The organism is Micromonospora sp. NPDC047793, assembly GCF_040642635.1.
GTDB lineage: Bacteria > Actinomycetota > Actinomycetes > Mycobacteriales > Micromonosporaceae > Micromonospora.
In genome coordinates this window covers 133399-154013 of the sequence record NZ_JBEYSG010000001.1, presented here as the reverse complement: position 1 = coordinate 154013, position 20615 = coordinate 133399, and the positions used below count along the sequence as shown (strand labels likewise).

Genomic DNA, 20615 nt, shown 5'->3' with positions numbered 1-20615 from the left:
AGCTTCGGGCAGACTCTTCGCGGCTTGTCGCAAAGGGGGGCGGCCCGTACGCTGTGGAATTGCCCAGCATCGAGATGGCGAGGCGTGAAGAGGAGGGCCGAAGCGGGGTAATTCGCCCAAAAATCGCCACTTTCCGTGGCGAGTGACACACACAGGGTCTCGGGCGCTGTGCCGACCGAGCACCCATCCCGCAAGGCTTGCCTACTGCACCACCGCGGCACCGCCGGCCGCGACTTGGGGAGGTTCCAGTGATCGCCATCGAGCTGATGGAAGCGGCGTCGAGCAACGCCGCCCACCTGCTCTCCACTGTGGCGTCGTCGATCCCGCTCGCTGCCGACGAGCCGACCGGGATCAACACCGAAGGCGTCGTCACCTTCTTCGCCAGCAAGATCGCGCCGATCCTGCTCGCCGTCCTGGGTGTCATCTTCATCGGCCGTGCCAGCCGGGGCGAGATCTCCAAGGTGTTGACCAGCTCCGCCATCGCGATCGTCGGGCTGGCCTTCATCGCCGGAGCCGCCACCCTCTTCTTCATCGGCGACTTCCTGATCAACCTGATCTTCGAATAGGCGCGGGCTCGACATGCGGCTGCGCACCGACGACGACATCTACCGGGCCCGCCTGGTCTATCTCGGGCCGCCCGGCTACACCCTTCCGGTCCACCTGCCGTACGCCCAGTACGGGCTGTTCATGCTGCTCGTTCCCCTCTACATGTTCATCCACTGGTTGTTCACGTTGCAGGTCGAGCTCTTCCCCGCCTGGGAGATCGCCCTCGCCATCGTGACCACCTCGTTCGTCTTCCGGTACGTCGACCCGGATCGGCCGGCGCGCATGGTGATCCGTACCGCGCTGACCGACTGGCGACGCACCCGGGAGCCGGCCGCCGAGCAGCGCGATCCGCGCCTGGTCGGCAGCAGGATCAGGATCCGGGAGGAACTCGCATGACCGGCTGCACGCCGTACCGGCCGTCCCACAGGTTGCCGGGCCGTCCCGGTGCCGCCGAGACGACACACGGCCTCCCGACGGCCACCACGGACGCGGGCAGGGCGGTCGCATGAGCCCCTCCCCCACGCCGGGTTCCCCGGCCGGGCGTCCGGCCGCACCACACGGTAACCGTGCGCGATCATTCAACTACCCGCAGGCCGGTGAGCTCGACGAGGCCGACCTCGATCCGGCGCTCGCCACCAGCCCCGGCCACGGTGGCGTCGGCGTCTTCCAGGCTCCCCGCCCCCCGCAGCGCCTGTCGGTGGCGGCCGAACCCGCGCCGCCACCCCCGGCACCCCGCGACGGGGCCGACATCGACTCGCCCTTCCTGGACCTGTTCGGCGGCACCTACGCCCGGCCGGGTTCCGCCCAGCGCGGCAACGCCCTCTCCGGGCGGAGCGTGCCGCAACAGGCACTGCCCCCGCCACCCCCACCGGTCGTACCGCCGACGCCGGTGACCCAGCGGCCGGCCACACCGCACCTGCCCGCGCAGGCCACCGGCCCGGCCCCCGCCCGACCGGCCGTCGAGCCCCCCGTGGTCACCGCACCCGCTGTGCCGCCGCCTCCACCTCCGGCACGGCCGCCGGCACCGGCCCCCGACCGGCTCCCGAACGCCCGCCCGCCCGTCGACGACCAGCCGACCCGGGCCGAGCGGTCCGCGCGACCCGGCGTCGACGAGCGCCCGCCCCGCGACGACCGTCCGCAGCGCGATCCCCGGCCGGACCGCGACGACCGTCGTCCGGCCGACGAGGCCCCCCCGGCCGAGCCCGCCCCGCCGTCGCGCCGGACGCCGGCACCCGCCGCCCGGACGACCGCCGCACCCCGGCAACGCTCCGTGGAGCGGCGGGACCGTCCGGTGAAACCGGCCCGCGTCCGCGCGCCGAAGATCAAGTTCGGCGACCGGGACCCGGCGGTCGAACTGGCCATCACCGAGATCGCCGGTCACCTGACCTTCACCCCCAACACGGTCACCGCCTGGTACTGGCTACCCGAGGTGCGCTGGGCGTTCCGGCCGGACGCGGAGCGGGAAGCGCTGCTCTCGGCCATCTCCGAGCAGTACGCCGGCCTGGCCGGATTCCGGCTGCACCTGCGGCGCACCAGCCGGCCCTTCCCGGCCGACGAATGGGCCCGCACCATCGACGGAAACACCGCCTCCCCGTTGCCGGACGTCCCCGGCACCCCCGGCTGGGCCGATCACCTGGTCGCGGCGCAGCGGCACCTGCTCTCGGTCAACCACGCCGAGGGGCAGACCTACCTCGGCGTCACCTTCGCGCGTCGCTCGCTCGGCGACTCGCTCACCGAACGGGTGCTGCGCACTTTCGGTCGAGGCGTGGCCGAAGGCGAACGCCGCAAGCTCGGACGCACCGTCGAACAGTTCGACGAGGTCCTGGGCGCGTTCGGCATGCGTGGCCGCCGGGTCACCTCACAGGAGATGGAATGGCTGCTGTACCGCTCGGTGGCGCTCTGCATGGCGCCGCCCGGTGCGCTCTCGCCCATCACCGACGGGCGCTGGGAACGCGGTGACCTGCTGGCCCTCACCGAGCAGGTCGAGCGCTACCGCACGCCGTACGGTTCGACGGTAAAGCTGGTCAACCGGATGACCGGCGAGGAACGGCACGTGGCGGTGCTCGCCGTCGGCCGGATGGAGCCGCTGGAGATCCCCGAGCGGCACGAGCCCTGGCTGCACTTCCACGAGCGGCTGCCGTGGCCCATGGAGCTCTCCACCCGGGTCGACATCCTCGGTTCCGGCGACTCCTTCCGGAACCTGGAGCACCGGCTCCGGATGATCCGGTCGCAGCAGCTCGACTACGCCGAGCACGGCATCGACGCCCCGCCCGAGCTGGAACGCCTGGCCAAGCGCGCCCTGGTGATCGGTGACGAGATGACCACCGGGCTGCCGGTCGACTCCGCCCGGGCGCACGGCTGGCACCGACTCGCCGTCGGTGGGCGTACCCGGGAGGAGTGCCTGGAGCGGGCCCGGCGGCTGATCCAGCTCTACTCGCGCGAGCTGCGCGTCTCCCTCCAGCACCCGAAGAACCAGGACTGGCTGGCCCGCGAGTTCATCCCCGGCGAGCCGATCGCCAACACCGGCTACGTCCGACGGATGCCGGTCCACCTCCTGGCGGCGGCGCTGCCCCAGGCCGCGTCGACGGTCGGCGACCGCCGGGGCGACCTGATCGGGCGTACCGCGGGCACCTGCCGCCGGCCGGTCTTCCTCGACCTGCACTTCCCGATGGAGGTCCGCGAACGCTCCGGGCTCGCGGTCTTCGTGGCCGAGCCGGGCGGTGGCAAGTCGACCCTGCTCGGTGCCCTGGGCTACCTCGCCGCACGACGCGGTGTGCAGGTCACGCTGCTCGACCCGTCCGGCCCGCTGGCCCGGCTCTGCGCGATGCCGGAGCTGCGCCCGTACTCTCGGGTGCTCAACCTGACCGGCTCCGAGCACGGCACCCTCGCGCCCTACTCGCTGATCCCGACGCCGCTGCGCAGCGAGTTCAGCAGCGGTGCGTCCGGCGACCGCGAGTTCGAGATCGCGGTCTCCAACGCCCGGGCCGAGCGTCGGATGCTGGTGCAGGACATCTGCATGATGCTGGTGCCGCCGCAGGTGGCCCGCGAGGCGTCCACCGCCACCCTGTTCCGGCACGCCGTACGCCAGGTGCCGGCCGAGGAGACCTCGACGCTGGACGACGTGGTCACCTGCCTCGGGCAGCTCGACGACGACGCCGGCCGGGAACTGGCCAACCTGCTGCTGGACACCGCCGAGATGCCGCTGGCCATGCTCTTCTTCGGCCGGCCGCCGGAGGGGCTGCTCGGGGCGGACGCGGCACTCACCGTGATCACCATGGCCGGCCTGCGGCTGCCCGACCTCAAGATCGAACGCGAGTACTGGTCGGCCGAGGAGGCGTTGGCGCTGCCGATGCTGCACACCGCGCACCGACTGGCGGTACGCCGCTGCTACGGCGGCTCGATGTCGTCCCGCAAGCTCGTGGGCCTGGACGAGGCACACTTCATGGAAGGGTGGCGCTCCGGCCGGTCCTTCCTGGTCCGGCTCGCCCGCGACTCCCGCAAGTGGAACCTCGCCGCGCTGGTCGCCTCTCAGAATCCAAAGGACATCCTCGGCCTCGACGTGCAGAACCTCGTCTCCACCGTCTTCGTCGGCCGGATCGCCGAGGACGCCGAGATCGCCTCCGAGGCGCTCCGGCTGCTGCGCGTCCCGGTGGACGACGGGTACGAGGCGACCCTCGCCTCACTCTCCACCGCCGACGCGACCTCCGCCCACCGGCTCGGCTTCCGTGAGTTCGTCATGCGCGACGTGGACGGCCGGGTGCAGAAGGTCCGCGTCGACGTCTCCTACGTGGACGGACTGCTGAGTCACCTCGACACCACCCCCGCCGCCATCGCCGCCGCCGCAGGGGTGTTACCTACCGTCCTGCCTGACATGGAGGCGTGACATGGCGAGGGCCCGGGCAAGGATCACGGCGTTCCTCCTGGCACTCGGCGTCCTCGCCGTGGCCACGATCAGTTGGCCCGGGCTCACCGCCACACCCGCGTACGCCGCCCCGGTCGCGTACCAGGCACCCACCGACCTCTGCACGGTGCAGGAGTGGCAGGTCGACTTCCGGGCCTGCGTCGCCAAGCTCCAGCAGGTCGCGGAGTCGGAGGCCACCTGCCTGAACCCCCCGACCCCGACCGCACCGGACTCCGGCATCGCCGGCTGGTTCGCTGCAAGACCTACAACAAACACGATGCGTGGTTCGGGCGACTATTACAGCAACTATGGCTACGCTGGCTACAGCTATAGCACGTATAAAGTGGAGTCCGGCTGCGCCACCACGTTGCTGCACCCGGATTACAAGTTCACCAACACCGTCGCCAACGGTGAGTTCATGATGGCAACGGCGATCATCGGCGCCTCGAACGCCCTGCGCGAGCGCGCCTGGGAACCAGGGACGATGTGGGGCTGGGCCGACCCCCTGGTGGATCAGGCGACCAAGGCGATCTACCAGAAGGTGTTCAGCGTCTTCGGCATCGTCACGCTCTGTGTCGTGGGGCTCTACCTGCTCTGGCGGTCCCGCCAGTCCGACATGAGCACCGCCATGACCACGGCGGGGTGGGCACTGGTGGTAATGATCGCGGTGACCGCGTTGGCCGCCTGGCCCGTCAAGTCCGCCAACCTCGCCGACGGCGCATTGGTTTCCACTCTCGGCATTGTGCATAATGCCGTTGGGCCGGCAGCGGAGACCATTCCTCCTGAGAAATGCGTAATGCCAAACCCGGATGCTTGCGTCGACAAGCGGCCACCCGCTGTCCGGGCAAGCGATACGGCGACAGAAGCACTGCTTTACCGCAACTGGCTCCGTGGCGTACTCGGCTCAGCAGACAGTGAAACTGCACGTAAATACGGCGAAGCGTTATACGATGCTAAATCGCTCTCGTGGGAAGAAGCAGAGAAGTTGAGGGCTAGCCCACAACTTCGTGATGCCACCATTAGCGCAAAGAAGCAGCAGTGGATGACCGTCGCGGCGCAGATCGAGCGGGAGGACCCGGAGGCGTTCGAGTACCTGCAGGGCGTCCGGGACATGGACCGGGTCGGTGCGGGTTTCATCGCCGTACTGGCCGCCCTGCTCTTCGCGATGTTCGACCTGACCGCGTCGCTGCTCGTCCTGCTCGGCTTCCTGATCTTCCGGTGGGCGGTCATCGCCGCGCCGATCCTGGGCACGATCGGCTTGCTCCGACCGGCCAGCGCCGGGCTACGACGGCTCGGCAACGCGGTGGTGGCGGCCCTCTTCAACATCGCGATCTTCGGCACCGGTGCCGCCATCTATCTCTTCGCCGTCGACCTCATCATGAGCACCGCCACGCTGCCGGGCTGGCTGCAGGTGGTCCTGGTCTGGCTGTGCGGAGTGGTCGGCTGGCTGCTGCTGCGCCCCTACCGGCGGATCACCCAACTGGGCGGCAAGGACAGCAGTGCGGCGGTCAGTTCCGCCGGCTCCTGGCACCGACGGTTCTTCCGGGACATGCGTACCGCCGCCCGGCTCGATGTGGCGGAGCCCGGTGGGACCACGGAACCCGGCATGGGACGGCGCCGAGGCCTGGTGCCGGAACAGCCGAAGGTACGTCCGGAGGCCCGGCCGGATCCGGTTCCCACCGGAGGTTCGGCGGCACCGCAGCGTCCGGATGCTCCGCAACGCCCGGACGGTCGTGAGCCGAAGGGCACGCCTCCCCCGGCAGACGAACCGCGCCCCGAGGGCCGGCCCTCCGCGCCGCGACCGCGCCGTCGTCAGCCCGCCTCCTGGACGGCGCCGGACGTACCCGAGGAGAACCCGTCCTTCGCCATCTACCGTCCGGGCTCAGCCGAGCGCGCGCCCGAGAAGGTGACGCCGCGGGTTCGCTCCGAGGCCCGGTGAGTGTCGTGCGACGTGCCATCGAGTTCGTCTTCACCCGGTTGTTACGGTCCCGGCTCGGCGTCGCGCTCGGCATCGCCGTCCTGGTGCTCGGCGTGGTCGGGGCGGCCCGGGTGATCTCCGGTCCGGACGACTCCACCGGGTTGAGCAATCGCCCTCCGGCACCGATCACCACGGTGCACCCGACCACCGGCGACGACGGTGCGATCTCGACGACCACGACGCCATCGCCGGTCACCCGCCCCGGCGAGCCCACACCGGAGCGGATCGCGGAACGCTTCACGACTGCCTGGCTGGGGCAACCGGGCCAATCTGCGGAGCAGTGGCGTCAGGAGTTGCGCCCGTTCGCCACTCCGGCTCTTCTCGACAAGCTCGCCGGCGCGGATCCCGCCGGCGTGCCCACGGGAAAGCCGACCGAGGTGACCGTGCGCGCTCGAGGGGAGACCTTCGTGGAGGCGCTGGTCACACTCGACACGGGGCGACTCCGACTCGAGTTGGTAGCGCCGGACGGACGATGGTTGGTGGACGCCGTGGACTGGGAGCGCGCATGAGCGAGCGGCAGCGAGCGAATCATCATCGCAGTGCGGTAGTGCCTCATGACGGCACGAAGCGAAGCGGAGTGCAGTCATGAGCGAGCGGCAGCAAGCGAATCATCATCGCAGTACGGTGGTGCCTCATGACGGCACGAAGCGAAGCGGAGTGCGGTCATGAGCAGCGAGAGCAGTCCTCGTCGGCAGCCGGTGCGGGTGGGCGCACTCGCTGCGGCGCTCACCGCCGCGCTCGCCTTACTGTGCTGCACTGGTGGGGCCGGTGCCTTCTTCCTCACCGAGTTGGGTGGCGAGTCCGCCGAGCAGATCGACCCGGTCAGCATGGAGTGCACCGGGGACTTCACGGTCGACGTCACGGGCAAGATGCCCCGGTTCTCCGATTACGGGGAACGGCAGATGCGCAACGCCGCAGCAATCATCAAGGTCGGCCAGGACATGAAGGTGCCGGCGCGGGGCTGGGTGGTCGCCGTGGCGACCGCGATGCAGGAGTCGCGGCTGCTCAACCTGGCCAACCGCACCGTCGCCGAGTCGAACGACATCCCCAACGAGGGCGTCGGCGCCGACCATGACTCGGTCGGCCTGTTCCAGCAGCGCGCCTCGTGGGGGTCGGTCCGGCAGCGGATGAATCCGGCGTACGCGTCCCGCAAGTTCTACGAGAAGCTCGTGGACGTACCCGACTGGGAGAAGCTGCCGCTGACCGTGGCCGCCCAGCGGGTCCAGATCAGCGCCTTTCCCGACGCGTACGCGAAGCACGAGGAACTCGCCTCACGCATCGTCGACGCGCTCGCCGGTGGTGCCGCCCGGACGGCGCTGATCGCCGGCCAACAGGTGTGCGACGCGGCCGCGTCGGGTGACATCGCCGCCTCCGGCTGGACCGCGCCCATCCCCGGCGGCGTGGGCTCCGGCTTCCAGACGGCCAGCCGCCCCGGGCACAACGGGGTGGACATCGCCGCGCCGAAGGGCACCCTGATCAGAGTCGCGGCCACCGGCCGGGTCATCGTCTCCCGCTGCGACCCGGACTCGCGCGGGCGACTCAGCTGCAACGTGGACGGTTGGCCGAACAAGGGCGGCTGCGGCTGGTTCGTGGACGTGCTGCACGCCCAGGATGTCATCACCCGCTACTGTCACCTGGTCAGTCGTCCCCGCGTCCAGGTGGGTGACACCGTGCAGGCCGGTGAGGTGATCGGCGAGGTGGGCAGCAGCGGCAACTCCTCCGGGCCGCACCTGCACTTCGAGGTGCACGTCGACGGAGACCGCAGCAGCCGGGGCGCCATCGACCCGGTGCCCTTCATGCGCGCCAAGGGCGCACCGCTCAAGGGCGCGGGGTGAGACACCCGCCGTCATGACAGGACCCCTTCCCGACCCCTTCGCCGACCAGCCGGACTGGGCGCCACGACCACCCCGCCCGATCGAGATCGTGCCCGCCACCAGCCGCGTCGACCTGCGCGGCCAACGGGTCCTGGTCGGGCTGCCCGGCCTCGGGTGGCGCACCGACCTGCGGGCCGACGAGCGGGTGGTGCAGAACAGCCGCACCTTCGTGCCGGTCATTCCCGAACACGAGTGGTACCGCGCCGAGTCCGAACAGGTGGAGGTCTTCGCACCACTGGTGCCGGTCGAGCGGGTCTGGGTCGAGACGGTGAGCTCACCACGGACCATCCCCGTCGAGGAGAGCGGGCTGCGGCTCGTCTCACTGGACGCACCCGCCCACCGGGCACCCACCCCGGTCTTCGAGGCGGATGCGGTCACCGGCCGGCGCGTCGTGCACATGGTCGACGGCGTCGAGCACCGCGACCTGCGCGCGGTCACCGAGACCTACTCCGGTGCCGAGGGCGACATCTGCGTACGGGTCACACCCGAGTTGGAGTGGTATCGCTGGGCCTGGCGCGGTCAGTCACCGACCACACTGGAGGTCCCTGTGCACCTGCTGTGGGTCGAATAGAAGTTCTAGCCTTCCATCGTCGCGGAGCACACACGCCAGTCGTTCCCAAGCCTCGTTGTAAAGACCCATGTCTGGCGGTCGTTTTGTCGAACACCATCTACACGGGCCGAGAACAAGAGATCCACTCGAACCTGGGCTGTATCACTGCCCTGCTGCGCTTGTGGATTCCCCCAACTAACCATGATGCTGACCCCGAAGCGTTCCTCTCGGGCTTCTAGGTCGCTCCTCAGTTGGCGAAGCTGCTCCAGGTCCGCATTCCTCTCGCAGGTGAGAAGATCGGCTCGCACTTCGTTCTCGTCGATCAGAAACGCCCGCAGATAACTGTCCACTACCACCGTTGGTGTGCCCCGGTCGGGGGCGGTGGCGCGGTCGTACAGGACGAAGCCGGTGATCCCGCCCGCCAGGCAGAGCGCCGCCACGGCTCCGGTGATCACCATCAGGACCTTCCGCAGCCGCCGCCGAGGCTGGGGTGGCGCCGGCGCGGTCGAGGGCGGCGCCAGATCCTCCTGCGGCGGGGTCCGTTGCGCCGGTACGCGGGAGACCTGGGAACCGGCGGGGGGCGGCACTGATTCCACCCCCTGAGGCTATCGGCTGGACGCTGTGGACCCAATGCCCCAGATTCAGCAGATCGTGACGGACCACTGGCGACCGGTGAGATCCACGACAACACCGGCGCTGTGGCGCCACGCATCCCCGAGAAGGAGCCGCGACTGGGATACCGTCGTCTCTGCCCGGGACGTGGTGCCGACCTCGGGCGGAGGAGGTGGACGCGGTGGGCGGTCCGAAGGCACGGACGCTCCGCGCCGCCGCGCTGCACCGCCGAGCCGCCGCGACGGTCACGGCGGCGGCTGCCGTCCTCGACGAGACCCGTCCCGCTCCCGCCGATCAGCGTCGGCAGTACGCGCTCGCCGAGCGCCTACGGGGCGCCGCGCAGGTTCTCGCGCCCGGCTGGGCCGGTACCGCGCTGGACGCGGTCGCACCGACCTGTCCCGCCGGGGAGGGGCCACCGCCCTTCGTCCGGGTGGGTACCGCCGCGCCGCTGGACGACGCCCGTTTCCCCGCGCTGGTCCCGCTCGTCGGCGCCGGGCATCTGGCCGTCGACGTCGACGCGCACGATCCCCGGGTGGCCGGGCTGCTGCGGGCCGTACTCCTGCGGTTGGTGGCGGCGACACCGGCGGGGGCGCTGCTGGTCCGGGCGGTGGACGCGACGGGTGGGGTACTCGGGCCGTTCGGGGCGCTCGGCGACGCCGGGGTGCTCTCGCCCCCGGCCACGGACACCGACGGCCTGCGGACGGTGTTGACCGAGGCGGAGCGGTGGGTGGCGCCGGGGGCCTCGGGTACCCGCCGGCACGACCGCTCGATGGTGCTGGTGGTCGCCACTCTCCCGGACGAGATCGAGGCGACCGACCTGACGCGGATCGAGGCGCTTGCCGAGCAGGGACCTGCCGCCGGGCTGCACCTGGTGGTGGCCGGGTGGCCGGCGGCCGGGCGGGATCCGCTGCCCCGGGCCACGGCACTCTCGGTCCGCACCGCGTACGCGCTGCTGGGCGACCCTCCCGGGGCGCCTTTCGCCAGCGCGGGCACGGGCTCGCCGGGTGGCTTGAACTCGCCGGTGTTCGTCGAGCCGGATCCACCGGCCGAGCTGGTCGACTCCGTCTGCCGTCGAATCGCCGCCCAGATCGAGGCCGGCACCCGACTCTCCCTGTCGGGCCTGCTGCCGCCGGACACCGACGAGTGGTGGCAGGCGGACGCGACCGACGGGCTGAGCACCACGGTCGGGGACGCGGGTGGGCGTCCGGTGCTCCTCGGCTTCACCGAGTTGACGCCACACTGGCTGGTCAGCGGCCGGTCCCGGGTCTGCCGGGCCACGTTCCTGACCACGGCGTTGCTGGGTCTCGCCGCCCGGTACGGCCCGGAGGAACTGGAGCTGTACCTGGTCGACCTCGGTGCCGGCGAGTCCTTCGCGGAGTTCCTGCAGACCGAGCGGGACCGGTCCTGGATTCCCCAGGTTCGCGCTGCGGCGATGGCCGCCGACCGCGAGTACGTGCTGGACCTGCTGGAGCAGTTGGCGGCGGAGGTGCAGCGGCGGTCCGAGGCGGCGGCCCGCGCGGGCGGTCAACGCTTCGCCGAGCTGCGGCGACACCGCCGGCTGCCCCGGGTGGTCTGCGTGGTGGAGAACCTGCCGCTGCTCTTCGCCGAGCGGGACCGGTTGGCCGCCGACGTGGTGGCCCGGTTGGACTCGTTGACCAGGGCGGGCCGGGCGTACGGGGTGCATCTGGTGTTGTCCGGTGAGGGTGACCTGGGGTTGGGCGTACGCGACGGTGGACAGCGGGATTCGCTGCTCGGTCAGTTCCCGGTGCGGGTGGCGCTGCCGGGGGGCGGGCCGGTGCTGGAGCCGACCAACGACTCGGCGGCCGGGCTGCCGGTGGGCAGTGCCGTGGTGAACACCGCCGGGGGTCTCGGTGGCCCGCGTGGCGCGATCCGGGGTCACGAGCGGATGGTCCGGTTCCCCGATCCGCAGGACGAACCGGCCGTCGTGGAGGGCCTACGGCACCGTCTCTGGCAGGCGCGTCCGGAGGGCAGCGTCCCGCCGGTGGTCTTCGCCGGGTACGCGTACCCCTCGTTGCGCAACGATCCACGACACCGGTCCGCCGAGTCCGGGCAGGCGCTGGCGCCGGCGGCGCTGCTCGGGCGGGCGGTGGACGTGGCACGGAGCACGGTGGCCGTGTCGCTCGGTCCGGTCGCCGGGCGCAACCTCGCCGTTCTCGGGCCGCGACCGGAGGCGACCCGGCTGCTGGCCACGGCCGCTCGGAGCACGGCGGCGCACCACCCGCCGGGGACGGCACGCTTCGTGATCGCCGTACCGGACTCCGAGTCGCGGTCGTCGGCGGAGGATCTGGCGCGGGAGTTGGCGCAGCGGCATCCGGTGGAGACGGTGGACCTGGCCGGGCTGCTCGCGGTCGTCGACGCCGGGCAGCCCGCCTACCTGGTGGTGTTCGGGCTGGACGTGGCGCCGCCGGAGCAGTTACCCCCGGAGCGGCTGCGGATGCTGCTGCGGGACGGCCCGCCGGCGGGGCAGCATCTGCTCGGCTGGTGGCGCACGGTGCCGTCGTTCGCGGCGCTGCTGGGCCCGGAGGAGACGGTCGACAAGCTGAGCGCGGTGGCGGTGGCGGGTGTGCCGGGGGCGCAGCTCACGCCGGTGTTCGGTCGGCCGGTGGAATGGCGGCCCCGGCCCGGGCGGGTGGTCCTCTGGGACGGCCCGGTCGAGCGCGGACTGGTGCTGGTTCCGTACGACGTGCCGGATGACGTGGACGGGGAGGCGGCGTGACGGGAAGCGGATCGTCGGTCACGGCCGCCGGGCCGGTGCGGCAGCGGACCGGCGGGACGTCGCCGTCCGGTTCCTCGGACCCGGTGGCTGCGGCGTGGGCCGACTATCTGGCCGCGACCCGTCAGCTCGACGGGGTACGCCGGGACGCGGCGACCGCCGCGAGCGAGCAGGCGCGGACGGTCCAGGCGGCCCGCGAGGAGTTGGCGGCGGTGCGTACCCGGTTGGCGCCGCAGGAGGCCCAACTGCGGGAGGCGGGCGTACCGCCGATGTCGCTGGTGCCCGCGCCGCCGGAGCTGACCGAGGCGACCCGCACGATGACCGGCGGGTCGGGCGCGGTGCTGGCCGCGTTACGGGAGGCGAACCGCTGGGCGCACGGTGCGGACGACGTGCTCGCGGCCCGGGGCCTGCCGGGCGCGGCCCCCTGGCCGGCCCGACCGCGCAACCTGCTGGTGTACGGGCCGTTGGCATTGTTGGTGCCGCTGCTCCAGATCGTGGCGTACCTGGTCGCCGGGAGCGACGCGGTGACGGTGTTGACGCTGGTGGTCGGCCTGCCGGCACCGGCGGTGGCGTTCGGGGTGGGGTGGCTGGCGGTGGGGCGGCTCTTCCCGTCCCGGCCGGGCGAACGGGTGGACCGGACGTCCCGGTTCGGTGCGTTGACCTGCCTGGTCCCGGCGGTGCTGACCACCGCCGGGATCGTCCTGGCGATGCTGGCCGCCTGAGCGGCCCGGGCCGGGCGCGGTCCCCGTGGTGGGGCGTCCCGGTCGAGCCGCTCAGCGCGGGATGATCAGCGCCATCGCCTCGGCGCGGGACTTGGCGTCCCGTTGCAGGGTGCCGCGCACCGCCGAGGTGATCGTCTTGGCGCCCGACTTCTGGATGCCGCGCATGGCCATGCACATGTGTTCGCACTCCAGCACGACCACCACGCCCCGTGGCGCCAGCCGCTCCATCAGCAGGTCGGCGATCTGGGAGGTGAGTCGCTCCTGCACCTGCGGGCGTCGTGCGAAGACCTCGACCAGCCGGGCCAGTTTGGACAGGCCGGTGATCCGACCGTCGGGCCCGGGGATGTAGCCGATGTGCGCGCTGCCCCGGAACGGCAGCAGGTGGTGCTCACAGAGGCTCATCACGTCGATGTCCCGGACCAGCACGAGTTCCTCGTGGTTGGCCTCGAAGGTGGTGGTGAGCACCGTGGCCGGGTCCACCCGCAGGCCGGCGAAGAGTTCGGCGTACGCCCGGGCGACCCGCGCCGGGGTCTGCTGGAGGCCGTCGCGGTCCGGGTCCTCGCCGACCGCGATCAGGATCTCGCGGACCGCCTTCTCGATCCGGCCGAGGTCCATGGTGTCCTCGACCGGGCGGCCGGTGAGCCGGCCGTTGACCAGCCGGGCGGCGATGTAGTCGAGGTCGTCGAGATCGTCGATGTCGGGCTCGGTTGCGGAGGCGGCCGATCCCCGTTGCTGGGGACCGGCCGCCGTGTCGTCGGTGCTCAGTGCGGGCCGTCCGAGTTGTTCGAGCTGACGCCACCGACCGTGGTGGCCTGGGCGCCGTCGGCCTCGGCCTGCACCTTGAGCGCGTCCTTCTCGGCCGGGGTGAGCACGGGCGGCTCGGTGGAGGGCTGCCGTTTGCCGAAGCCGTTGTACGGCGCCATCGGCGGACGCTTCACCACCCGGGAACAGATCCGGGCCATGTCGGCGGTGGAGAGGGTTTCCTTCTCCATCAGCTCGAGCACGATGTTGTCCAGGACGTCCCGGTACTCGACCAGGATCTCCCAGGCCTCGTCGTGGGCCAGTTCGATCAGCGCCCGCATCTCGCCGTCGATCTCGGCGGCGACGGAGTCGGAGTAGTCCCGCTCGTGGCCCATGTTGCGGCCGAGGAACGGCTCGTCCCCGCTGGTGCCGTACTTGATCGCACCGAGCTTGGAGCTCATGCCGTACTGCGTGATCATCGCCCGGGCCAGTGCGGTGGCCTTCTCGATGTCGTTGCCGGCACCGGTGGTGGGCTCGTGGAAGACGAGTTCCTCGGCGGCCCGGCCGCCCAGCGCGTACGCCAGGGTGTCGATCATCTCGGCACGGGTCTGGGTGTACTTGTCCTCGGTGGGCAGCACCAGCGTGTGCCCCAGCGAGCGACCGCGCGACAGGATCGTCACCTTGTGCACCGGCGCGGCGTGCGGCAGGGCCCAGGCGACCAGTGCGTGACCACCCTCGTGGTACGCGGTGATCTTCTTCTCCTGGTCGCCCATCACCCGGGTCCGGCGCTGCGGGCCGGCGATCACCCGGTCGATCGACTCCTCCAGCGACTCGTTGCTGATCGCCCGCTGGTCCTTGCGGGCGGTCAGCAGGGCCGCCTCGTTGATCACGTTGGCCAGGTCGGCGCCGCTGAAGCCCGGCGTCCGTTTGGCCACCGAGTCGAGGTCGACGTCGGGCGTGAAGGGCTTGCCCTTGGCGTGCACCCGCAGGATGGCCTTGCGGCCCTCCATGTCGGGGGCGTCGACCGGGATCTGCCGGTCGAACCGGCCCGGACGCAGCAGCGCGGGGTCGAGGATGTCCGGCCGGTTGGTGGCGGCGATCAGGATGACGCCGCCCTTGACGTCGAAGCCGTCCATCTCGACGAGGAGCTGGTTCAGGGTCTGCTCACGCTCGTCGTGCCCGCCGCCCATGCCGGCGCCACGGTGGCGACCGACGGCGTCGATCTCGTCGACGAAGACGATCGCGGGGGCGTTGGCCTTGGCCTGCTCGAACAGGTCGCGGACCCGGCTGGCGCCGACGCCGACGAACATCTCCACGAAGTCGGAGCCGGAGATCGAGTAGAACGGCACCCCCGCCTCACCGGCGACCGCCCGGGCGAGCAGCGTCTTACCGGTTCCGGGCGGCCCGAAGAGGAGTACGCCCTTCGGGATCTTGGCGCCGAGCGCCTGGTATTTCGCCGGATTCTGCAGGAAGTCCTTGATCTCGTGCAGTTCCTCGACGGCCTCCTCGGAGCCCGCGACGTCCGCGAAGGTCGTCTTCGGGGTGTCCTTGGTGATCATCTTCGCCTTGGACTTGCCGAAGTTGAGCACCCGGGAGCCGCCGCCCTGCATCTGCGACATGAAGAACAGCAGCAGCAACACGAGCAGCACGATGGGGAGCAGGTTGACCAGCAGGCTGACCCAGATGCTGTCGGACGACACCTCGGTGTCGGCCGGCCCGGTGACCCGGTTGTTGGCCTTGGCATCGAGGACCTGGTTCCAGACCTCGTTGCCGACCTCGTACGGGAACTGGGCCTCGATCAGCTTGGTCTTCGTCTCGCCGAACTCGGCCTCTTCGGCCAGGTCCAGCTGGATCGTCTGTTCCTTGTCCTGGAAGACGACCTTCTCGATACCGCCCTTGTTGAGCTGGTCGAGCGCGACTGAGGTGTCCACGCGGTGGTAGCTGGGTCCACCGGTGAACAGCTGACTGAGCACGACGGCGCCGAGGATGACCAGGATGACCCAGAACACCGGTCGGCGGAAGAAACGCGTACGTTCCATGCTGTATGTCGAGCGCCGAGACGCCCGCATCCTCCTGATCGACGTCCTGACCGACTGTGGGTGTCGCCGCTTGGGCGGCTGCCGGAGCCGCCGTGCGGGCCGGCCTCGACCCCGGGGCGCGAATTGTCGCACCACGGTCATTCGACGGTACACCGTACGCGACCGATCTGAGCTGGCGAGCCCAGCACTTACGCGTACGGCGAACCGGATGTCGACCGGCGTGACGGAGAGCGGATTCCACCGTCACCGGAGTCCACGGTAGCCCGACCAGCTGAAAGTCGGCTGAACGTCGACCGGACCGGCGGCATCGGACCTCGGTGCCGTCCCGGCCGGAACCGAGGTCAGGAGCGGGCGTACACCTCCGGCTTGAGCACGCCGACGTACGGCAGCTCGCGGTATCGCTCACCGAAGTCCAGGCCGTACCCGACGACGAACTCGGTCGGGATGTCGAAGCCGACGTACTTCACCGGCACCGTCACCTTGACCGCGTCCGGCTTGCGGAACAGCGCGACCACCTCGACGCTCGCCGCCGACCGGGACTCCAGGTAGCGCAGCAGCCAGGACAGGGTCAGGCCGGAGTCGACGATGTCCTCCACGACGACGACGTGCCGGCCGGCGATGTCCCGGTCGAGGTCCTTGAGGATCCGGACCACCCCGGAGGAGGTGGTGCCCTGGCCGTAGGAGGAGATGGCCATGAAGTCCAGCTCGGCGGGGGGGCCCTGGCGGCCCAGCGCCCGGGCGAAGTCGGCCATGAACATGACCGCGCCCTTGAGTACGCAGACGAGCAGCAGCCCGTCGGTGACGTGGGCGTAGTCCGCGGAGACCTGCTTGGCCAGTTCCGCGGTCTTCTCGCGGATCTGCGCCTCCGAAATGATCACGTGGTCGATGTCGGCGTCGTACCAGGAGCCGTCAGCCATGGTCCTAGCCTGCCGTACGCCCCGGGTTCGCCGTCGGCGGGGCCGCCTCTTTCGGGGCGACCCCGGCCCGGATCTTTCCGACGAAGGGCACGAACCGCATCAGTACGGGTGGGACCGCCAGCGGTGGCCACCGTCGGACGGCTTCCAGTCGGCCGAGTCACGGCTGTCCGCGGTCAGCCCGACGGCCGAGAGCAGAGCGAGGAGCAGGAAGAACACGAGGAAGAAGAGAAGTCCCATGGCGGCGCTCGCTTTCATCTGGTTTCTGGTGATCTCGCAGCCGGCGCACCGGGCTGACACCAGTCTGCGGGTCCCGCCGATCGCCGGACAGTGGCAGGAATGCCACTCACCCTCGATTTTCTGCCACCCCCCGGGTTACCCTCGTCACATGCTCCGCTCGGTCGCGGTACTCACCCTGGACGGCGTCGCCCCGTTCGAAGTCGGCGTGCTCGCCGAGGTCTTCGGCACCGACCGCACCGCCGACGGCCTGCCCGGCTACCGGTTCGACCTGTGCAGCCCGCAGGGCGCACCGGTGCGTACCACCGCGGGTTTCGGCCTGGTGCCCACCGCCGACCTCGACTCGATCGACCGGGCCGACCTGGTGGCCGTGCCGGCGCACCACGGCACCGAAGCGCCCGCCGAGGTGCGCGAGGCGCTGCGGCGGGCCGCCGACCGGGGGGCACACCTGTTCAGCGTCTGCACCGGTGCGTACCTGCTGGGTGAGGCCGGGCTGCTCGAAGGCCGGGAGTGCACCACGCACTGGCGGCACGTCGACGAGTTGCAGCGCCGCAATCCGAGTGCGCGGGTCCGCTGCAACTCGCTCTACGTGCAGGACGGCCAGCTGCTCACCAGCGCCGGCACCGCCGCCGGCATCGACGCCTGCCTGCACCTGGTACGCCAGGAGCACGGCTCGGCCGTCGCCACCCGGCTGGCCCGACGGATGGTGGTGCCGCCGCACCGCGACGGCGGCCAGGCGCAGTACATCGAGGCGCCGATCCCGAAGGCACCGGAGGCACCCACCCTGGAACCGGTGCTGGAGTGGCTGATGGAACGGCTCGACCAGCAGTTCACCGTCGACGAGTTGGCCGCCCGCGCGGGCATGGCGCCCCGGACCTTCGCCCGCCGGTTCCGCGCGGAGACCGGCACGACCCCGCACGACTGGCTGACCGGCCAGCGGGTGCTGCTGGCCCGGCGTCTGCTGGAGGACACCGGGCTGTCGGTGGAGGCGGTCGCCGAGCAGGCCGGCTTCGGGGACGCCGCCGCCCTGCGGCACCACTTCACCCGCCGGGTCGGCGCCACCCCGCACACCTACCGCACCACGTTCCGCGACCGCGCCCCGGCGGGCTAGAAACCGCCGGCGGCGCCGTCGACCCGGGACTCCGAGCCGGCGACGTAGCCGCCGTCGGGGCGACGCCAGATCGCCTGGCCGTACCCGAAGACGCCCGGATCGTCCGCGACGGTGACCCGGTGACCCCGGGCGCGCAGGTCGGCGACGAGTTCCGGCCCTCCCGGCCCGGCCGCCAGGTGCTCCTCCACCAGCAGGGACCGGCCGGCGTGCCAGTACCAACGCGGGGCGTCCAGCGCCGCCTGCGGGTCGAGACCGGCGTCCACGGTCGACGAGATCAGCTGCACGTGTCCCTGGGGCTGCATGTGCCCACCCATGACCCCGAACGGCCCGACCGGCGCACCGTCGCGGGTCAGAAATCCGGGGATGATGGTGTGGTACGGCCGCTTCGCCGCGCCCACCACGTTCGGGTGGTCGGGGTCGAGGCGGAAGCCGAGACCTCGGTTCTGCAGGGCGAAGCCGTGTCCGGGCAGCACCACGTGCGAGCCGAAGGCCAGGTAGGTGGACTGGATCAGGCTCACCATCATGCCGTCGGCGTCGGCCGCGCAGAGGTACACCGTTCCGCCGCGCTCCGGGACCCCGGCGGCCGGATCGGCGGCGTGTCCGCTGATCGAGGACCGGCGGGCCGCCAGGTGCTCGGGAGTGAGCAGCGCCTGGACCGGCAGCCGCATCCGGTCCGCGTCGGTGACGTGGGCGTGCGCGTCGGCGAAGCCGAGCTTGACCGCCTCGATCTGCCGGTGCCGCCACGCCGGGTCGGCCGGGTCGAGCCCGTGGAGGACGCCCAGGGCGATCAGGGCGGCCACGCCCTGCCCGTTCGGCGGCAGCTCCCACACCTCGTGGTCCCGGTAGCCGACCGACACCGGGTCGACCCAGGTGGAGGCGTGCCCCGCCAGATCGTCGCCGGTGAGCAGCCCGCCGGTCCGGGCCGCGTGGTCGGCCAGGGCCGCCGCGATCCGTCCCCGGTAGAACTCCTCGGCCCCGCTGCGCGCGATCAGCCGCAGGGTCCGGGCGGCGCCCGGGTTGCGCCACCGTTCGCCGGGGCGGGGTGCCCGCCCGTCCGGGGCGAAGACCCGGGCGAACTCGGCGTACTCCGGGCCGGTGGAACCGGCGTGTCCGGCCACCGCCCGGGCCCAGGCCGTGGCGGTGCCGGTGGAGACCGGGTGACCGTGCTCGGCGTACCCGACGGCGTCGGTGAACAGGTCGGCGAAGGGCAGCGAGCCGAACCGGTCGTGCAGGTCACGCCAGCCGGCCGGTACGCCCGGCACGGTCACCGGCAGCCAGCCACGGGCCGGCATCGCCGGTCCCCTGGCCTGTGCCCCGCCCAGCGCGTCGGTGGGCTCGGCACCCCGGCCGTCGGTGGCGGCCAGCACCACGTCCCGGCTCAGCGCGGCCGGTGACCGACCGGAGGCGTTCAGCCCGTGCAGCCGCTGGCCGTCCCAGACGATGGCGAACAGGTCACCGCCGATGTCGTTCGACGGCGGCTGCACCACGGTCAGGGTGATCGCGGTGGCCAGGGCGGCGTCGACCGCGTTGCCGCCTCGGCGCAGCACCGCCAACCCGGCCGCGGTGGCCAGCGGATGGCTGGTGGCCACCGCGCCGTGCGGGGCGTACAGCGGCCTGCGGGGGTACGTCACGTGTCGACCTCGCCGTCGTCCGTCGGGAGCGCGGCGGTCGGGTCTGCGGGCAGCAGGCGGTCACGATGCCGACGGACCCGCAATCCGCCGGGCAGGTACGCCGCGCCCTGCCCGTGCCAGGCGGTGATCAACGTGTCCAGCGCGGCGACGTGCCGGTGCGACAGGGCGGCCGGCGACGCGCCCATCTCGTGCGCCCAGGCGCGGAGTACCCGGCCCCGCAGCGCGGGAGCGAGGTCGGCCAGCGCCTTGACGGTCAGCCCGCCGTCCGGGTGCCGGGCGGCGGTCAGCGCCTCGACGGCCAACCCGTCCAACACCGCGTTGTCCGCCGCGACCATCTGCGCGGTCCGGGCGAGGTTGTCCACCACCGCCGGGCCGAGCGCCCCGACCAGCGCGGGCAGCACGTCGGCCCGTACCCGGGACCGGGCGTAGGCGGGGTCGGTGTTGTGCGGGTCCTCCCACGGGGTCAGGCCCAGCGCCGCGCACGCCGCCCGGGTCTGTTCCCGACCGGTCTCCAGCAGCGGCCGGAGCAGCGGCACCCCGGCCAGTTCCCGGTACGCCGGCATCCCGGCCAGCCCACGCGGCCCGGCACCCCGGGCCAGCGCGAGCAGGACCGTCTCCGCCTGGTCGTCCCGGGTGTGTCCGGTGAGCACCGCCGCCGCCCGGTACCGACCGGCGACCTCGACCAGCGCCTGGTAGCGCGCCTGGCGGGCGGCGGCCTCGGGGCCACCGGGCCGGCCGGCGACCTCCACCCGGACCACCTCCACCGGCGCCAGCCCGTTCTGCCGTGCCCAGTCCGCGACCGACTCGGCCCGCTCGGCGGATCCGGGCTGCAACCCGTGGTCGACGGTGACCAGTCCGGCGGCTCGATCCGTCCGGGGCGCCACGAACGCGGCGGCGGCGGCCAGGGCGAGCGAGTCGGCTCCGCCGGAGCAGGCCACCAGCACCGGTCCAGGCCCCGTCAGGTCGGCCAGCGCACGACGGACCGCGACCCGGATCGCGGCGACCGCCGGGGCGAGTGAGGCCAT

Annotated in this window: 17 protein-coding genes; 10 read left to right on the top strand and 7 right to left on the bottom strand. The window is 71.9% G+C overall.

Going from position 1 to position 20615, the window contains the following annotated elements:
- Window positions 1-248 precede the first annotated feature (248 nt).
- The 7 genes from ABZ738_RS00665 (at window position 249) to ABZ738_RS00635 (ending at window position 8870) form a co-directional block, all read left to right on the top strand.
- On the top strand, window positions 249-566 hold the full coding sequence (locus tag ABZ738_RS00665; RefSeq protein ID WP_131054228.1) for a hypothetical protein: 318 nt from the start codon (window positions 249-251) through the stop codon (window positions 564-566).
- A 13-nt stretch (window positions 567-579) separates the two neighbouring features.
- Window positions 580-942, top strand: a complete 363-nt coding sequence (locus ABZ738_RS00660; protein WP_093409867.1) for a hypothetical protein — start codon at window positions 580-582, stop codon at window positions 940-942.
- 109 nt (window positions 943-1051) lie between these two features.
- Window positions 1052-4429, top strand: a complete 3378-nt coding sequence (locus ABZ738_RS00655; protein ID WP_357210147.1) for an ATP-binding protein — start codon at window positions 1052-1054, stop codon at window positions 4427-4429.
- Between the two features lies 1 nt (window position 4430).
- A complete protein-coding gene (locus ABZ738_RS00650; RefSeq protein ID WP_131053133.1) occupies window positions 4431-6386 on the top strand; it encodes an MFS transporter in 1956 nt (651 codons plus the stop codon).
- Window positions 6383-6934 carry a hypothetical protein gene (locus ABZ738_RS00645; protein ID WP_131053132.1) on the top strand — a complete coding sequence of 184 codons (552 nt, stop codon included), beginning with the start codon at window positions 6383-6385 and terminating at the stop codon, window positions 6932-6934. The genes ABZ738_RS00650 and ABZ738_RS00645 overlap by 4 nt, the downstream gene beginning before the upstream one ends.
- A 156-nt stretch (window positions 6935-7090) precedes the next feature.
- Complete coding sequence (locus tag ABZ738_RS00640) at window positions 7091-8260, top strand: M23 family metallopeptidase (protein WP_131053131.1); 1170 nt, start codon at window positions 7091-7093, stop codon at window positions 8258-8260.
- Between the two features lie 13 nt (window positions 8261-8273).
- The gene (locus ABZ738_RS00635) at window positions 8274-8870 is read left to right on the top strand and encodes a hypothetical protein (protein ID WP_131053130.1); all 597 of its coding nucleotides are present in this window, start codon (window positions 8274-8276) and stop codon (window positions 8868-8870) included.
- A 5-nt stretch (window positions 8871-8875) separates the two neighbouring features.
- Here ABZ738_RS00635 and ABZ738_RS00630 read toward each other — a convergent pair whose 3' ends face one another.
- A complete protein-coding gene (locus ABZ738_RS00630; RefSeq protein WP_131053136.1) occupies window positions 8876-9436 on the bottom strand; it encodes a hypothetical protein in 561 nt (186 codons plus the stop codon).
- 197 nt (window positions 9437-9633) lie between these two features.
- Between ABZ738_RS00630 and ABZ738_RS00625 the strand changes: the two genes are divergently transcribed.
- Together ABZ738_RS00625 and ABZ738_RS00620 are read left to right on the top strand one after the other, a co-directional pair.
- A complete protein-coding gene (locus ABZ738_RS00625) occupies window positions 9634-12198 on the top strand; it encodes an FtsK/SpoIIIE domain-containing protein (protein ID WP_357210144.1) in 2565 nt (854 codons plus the stop codon).
- Window positions 12195-12917: a hypothetical protein gene (locus ABZ738_RS00620; RefSeq protein ID WP_162854356.1), complete on the top strand. Its 723-nt coding sequence runs from the start codon at window positions 12195-12197 to the stop codon at window positions 12915-12917. The genes ABZ738_RS00625 and ABZ738_RS00620 overlap by 4 nt, the downstream gene beginning before the upstream one ends.
- 51 nt (window positions 12918-12968) lie before the next feature.
- Here the strand turns inward: ABZ738_RS00620 and folE are convergent, their stop codons facing one another.
- The 4 genes from folE to ABZ738_RS00600 all read right to left on the bottom strand — a co-directional run bounded on the left by folE (window position 12969) and on the right by ABZ738_RS00600 (window position 16869).
- Complete coding sequence (gene folE, locus ABZ738_RS00615) at window positions 12969-13586, bottom strand: GTP cyclohydrolase I FolE (protein ID WP_131053128.1); 618 nt, start codon at window positions 13584-13586, stop codon at window positions 12969-12971.
- 92 nt (window positions 13587-13678) lie between these two features.
- A complete protein-coding gene (gene ftsH, locus ABZ738_RS00610) occupies window positions 13679-15697 on the bottom strand; it encodes an ATP-dependent zinc metalloprotease FtsH (protein WP_131053127.1) in 2019 nt (672 codons plus the stop codon).
- 341 nt (window positions 15698-16038) lie between these two features.
- A complete protein-coding gene (gene hpt / locus ABZ738_RS00605) occupies window positions 16039-16614 on the bottom strand; it encodes a hypoxanthine phosphoribosyltransferase (RefSeq protein WP_013736289.1) in 576 nt (191 codons plus the stop codon).
- Window positions 16615-16713: 99 nt separating this feature from the next.
- Window positions 16714-16869: a hypothetical protein gene (locus tag ABZ738_RS00600; protein ID WP_161594957.1), complete on the bottom strand. Its 156-nt coding sequence runs from the start codon at window positions 16867-16869 to the stop codon at window positions 16714-16716.
- A 130-nt stretch (window positions 16870-16999) separates the two neighbouring features.
- Between ABZ738_RS00600 and ABZ738_RS00595 the strand changes: the two genes are divergently transcribed.
- On the top strand, window positions 17000-17959 hold the full coding sequence (locus tag ABZ738_RS00595; RefSeq protein WP_357210140.1) for a helix-turn-helix domain-containing protein: 960 nt from the start codon (window positions 17000-17002) through the stop codon (window positions 17957-17959).
- On the opposite strand, the gene ABZ738_RS00590 is transcribed toward ABZ738_RS00595, so the two are convergent.
- Together ABZ738_RS00590 and tilS are read right to left on the bottom strand one after the other, a co-directional pair.
- Complete coding sequence (locus ABZ738_RS00590) at window positions 17956-19590, bottom strand: gamma-glutamyltransferase family protein (RefSeq protein ID WP_357210137.1); 1635 nt, start codon at window positions 19588-19590, stop codon at window positions 17956-17958. The two genes, ABZ738_RS00595 and ABZ738_RS00590, sit on opposite strands and share 4 nt — an antisense overlap.
- Window positions 19587-20615, bottom strand: a complete 1029-nt coding sequence (gene tilS, locus ABZ738_RS00585; RefSeq protein WP_357210135.1) for a tRNA lysidine(34) synthetase TilS — start codon at window positions 20613-20615, stop codon at window positions 19587-19589. The genes ABZ738_RS00590 and tilS overlap by 4 nt, the downstream gene beginning before the upstream one ends.

What these genes read in the sequence shown, in the direction of transcription:
- ABZ738_RS00660 (WP_093409867.1), top strand. Translation starts at nt 580, where the DNA reads ATGCGGCTGCGCACCGACGACGACATCTACCGGGCCCGCCTGGTCTAT.
- ABZ738_RS00655 (WP_357210147.1), top strand. Translation starts at nt 1,052, where the DNA reads ATGAGCCCCTCCCCCACGCCGGGTTCCCCGGCCGGGCGTCCGGCCGCA.
- ABZ738_RS00650 (WP_131053133.1), top strand. Translation starts at nt 4,431, where the DNA reads ATGGCGAGGGCCCGGGCAAGGATCACGGCGTTCCTCCTGGCACTCGGC.
- ABZ738_RS00640 (WP_131053131.1), top strand. Translation starts at nt 7,091, where the DNA reads ATGAGCAGCGAGAGCAGTCCTCGTCGGCAGCCGGTGCGGGTGGGCGCA.
- ABZ738_RS00635 (WP_131053130.1), top strand. Translation starts at nt 8,274, where the DNA reads ATGACAGGACCCCTTCCCGACCCCTTCGCCGACCAGCCGGACTGGGCG.
- ftsH (WP_131053127.1), bottom strand. Translation starts at nt 15,697, where the DNA reads ATGGAACGTACGCGTTTCTTCCGCCGACCGGTGTTCTGGGTCATCCTG.
- hpt (WP_013736289.1), bottom strand. Translation starts at nt 16,614, where the DNA reads ATGGCTGACGGCTCCTGGTACGACGCCGACATCGACCACGTGATCATT.
- ABZ738_RS00600 (WP_161594957.1), bottom strand. Translation starts at nt 16,869, where the DNA reads ATGAAAGCGAGCGCCGCCATGGGACTTCTCTTCTTCCTCGTGTTCTTC.
- ABZ738_RS00595 (WP_357210140.1), top strand. Translation starts at nt 17,000, where the DNA reads ATGCTCCGCTCGGTCGCGGTACTCACCCTGGACGGCGTCGCCCCGTTC.
- tilS (WP_357210135.1), bottom strand. Translation starts at nt 20,615, where the DNA reads ATGGCCTCACTCGCCCCGGCGGTCGCCGCGATCCGGGTCGCGGTCCGT.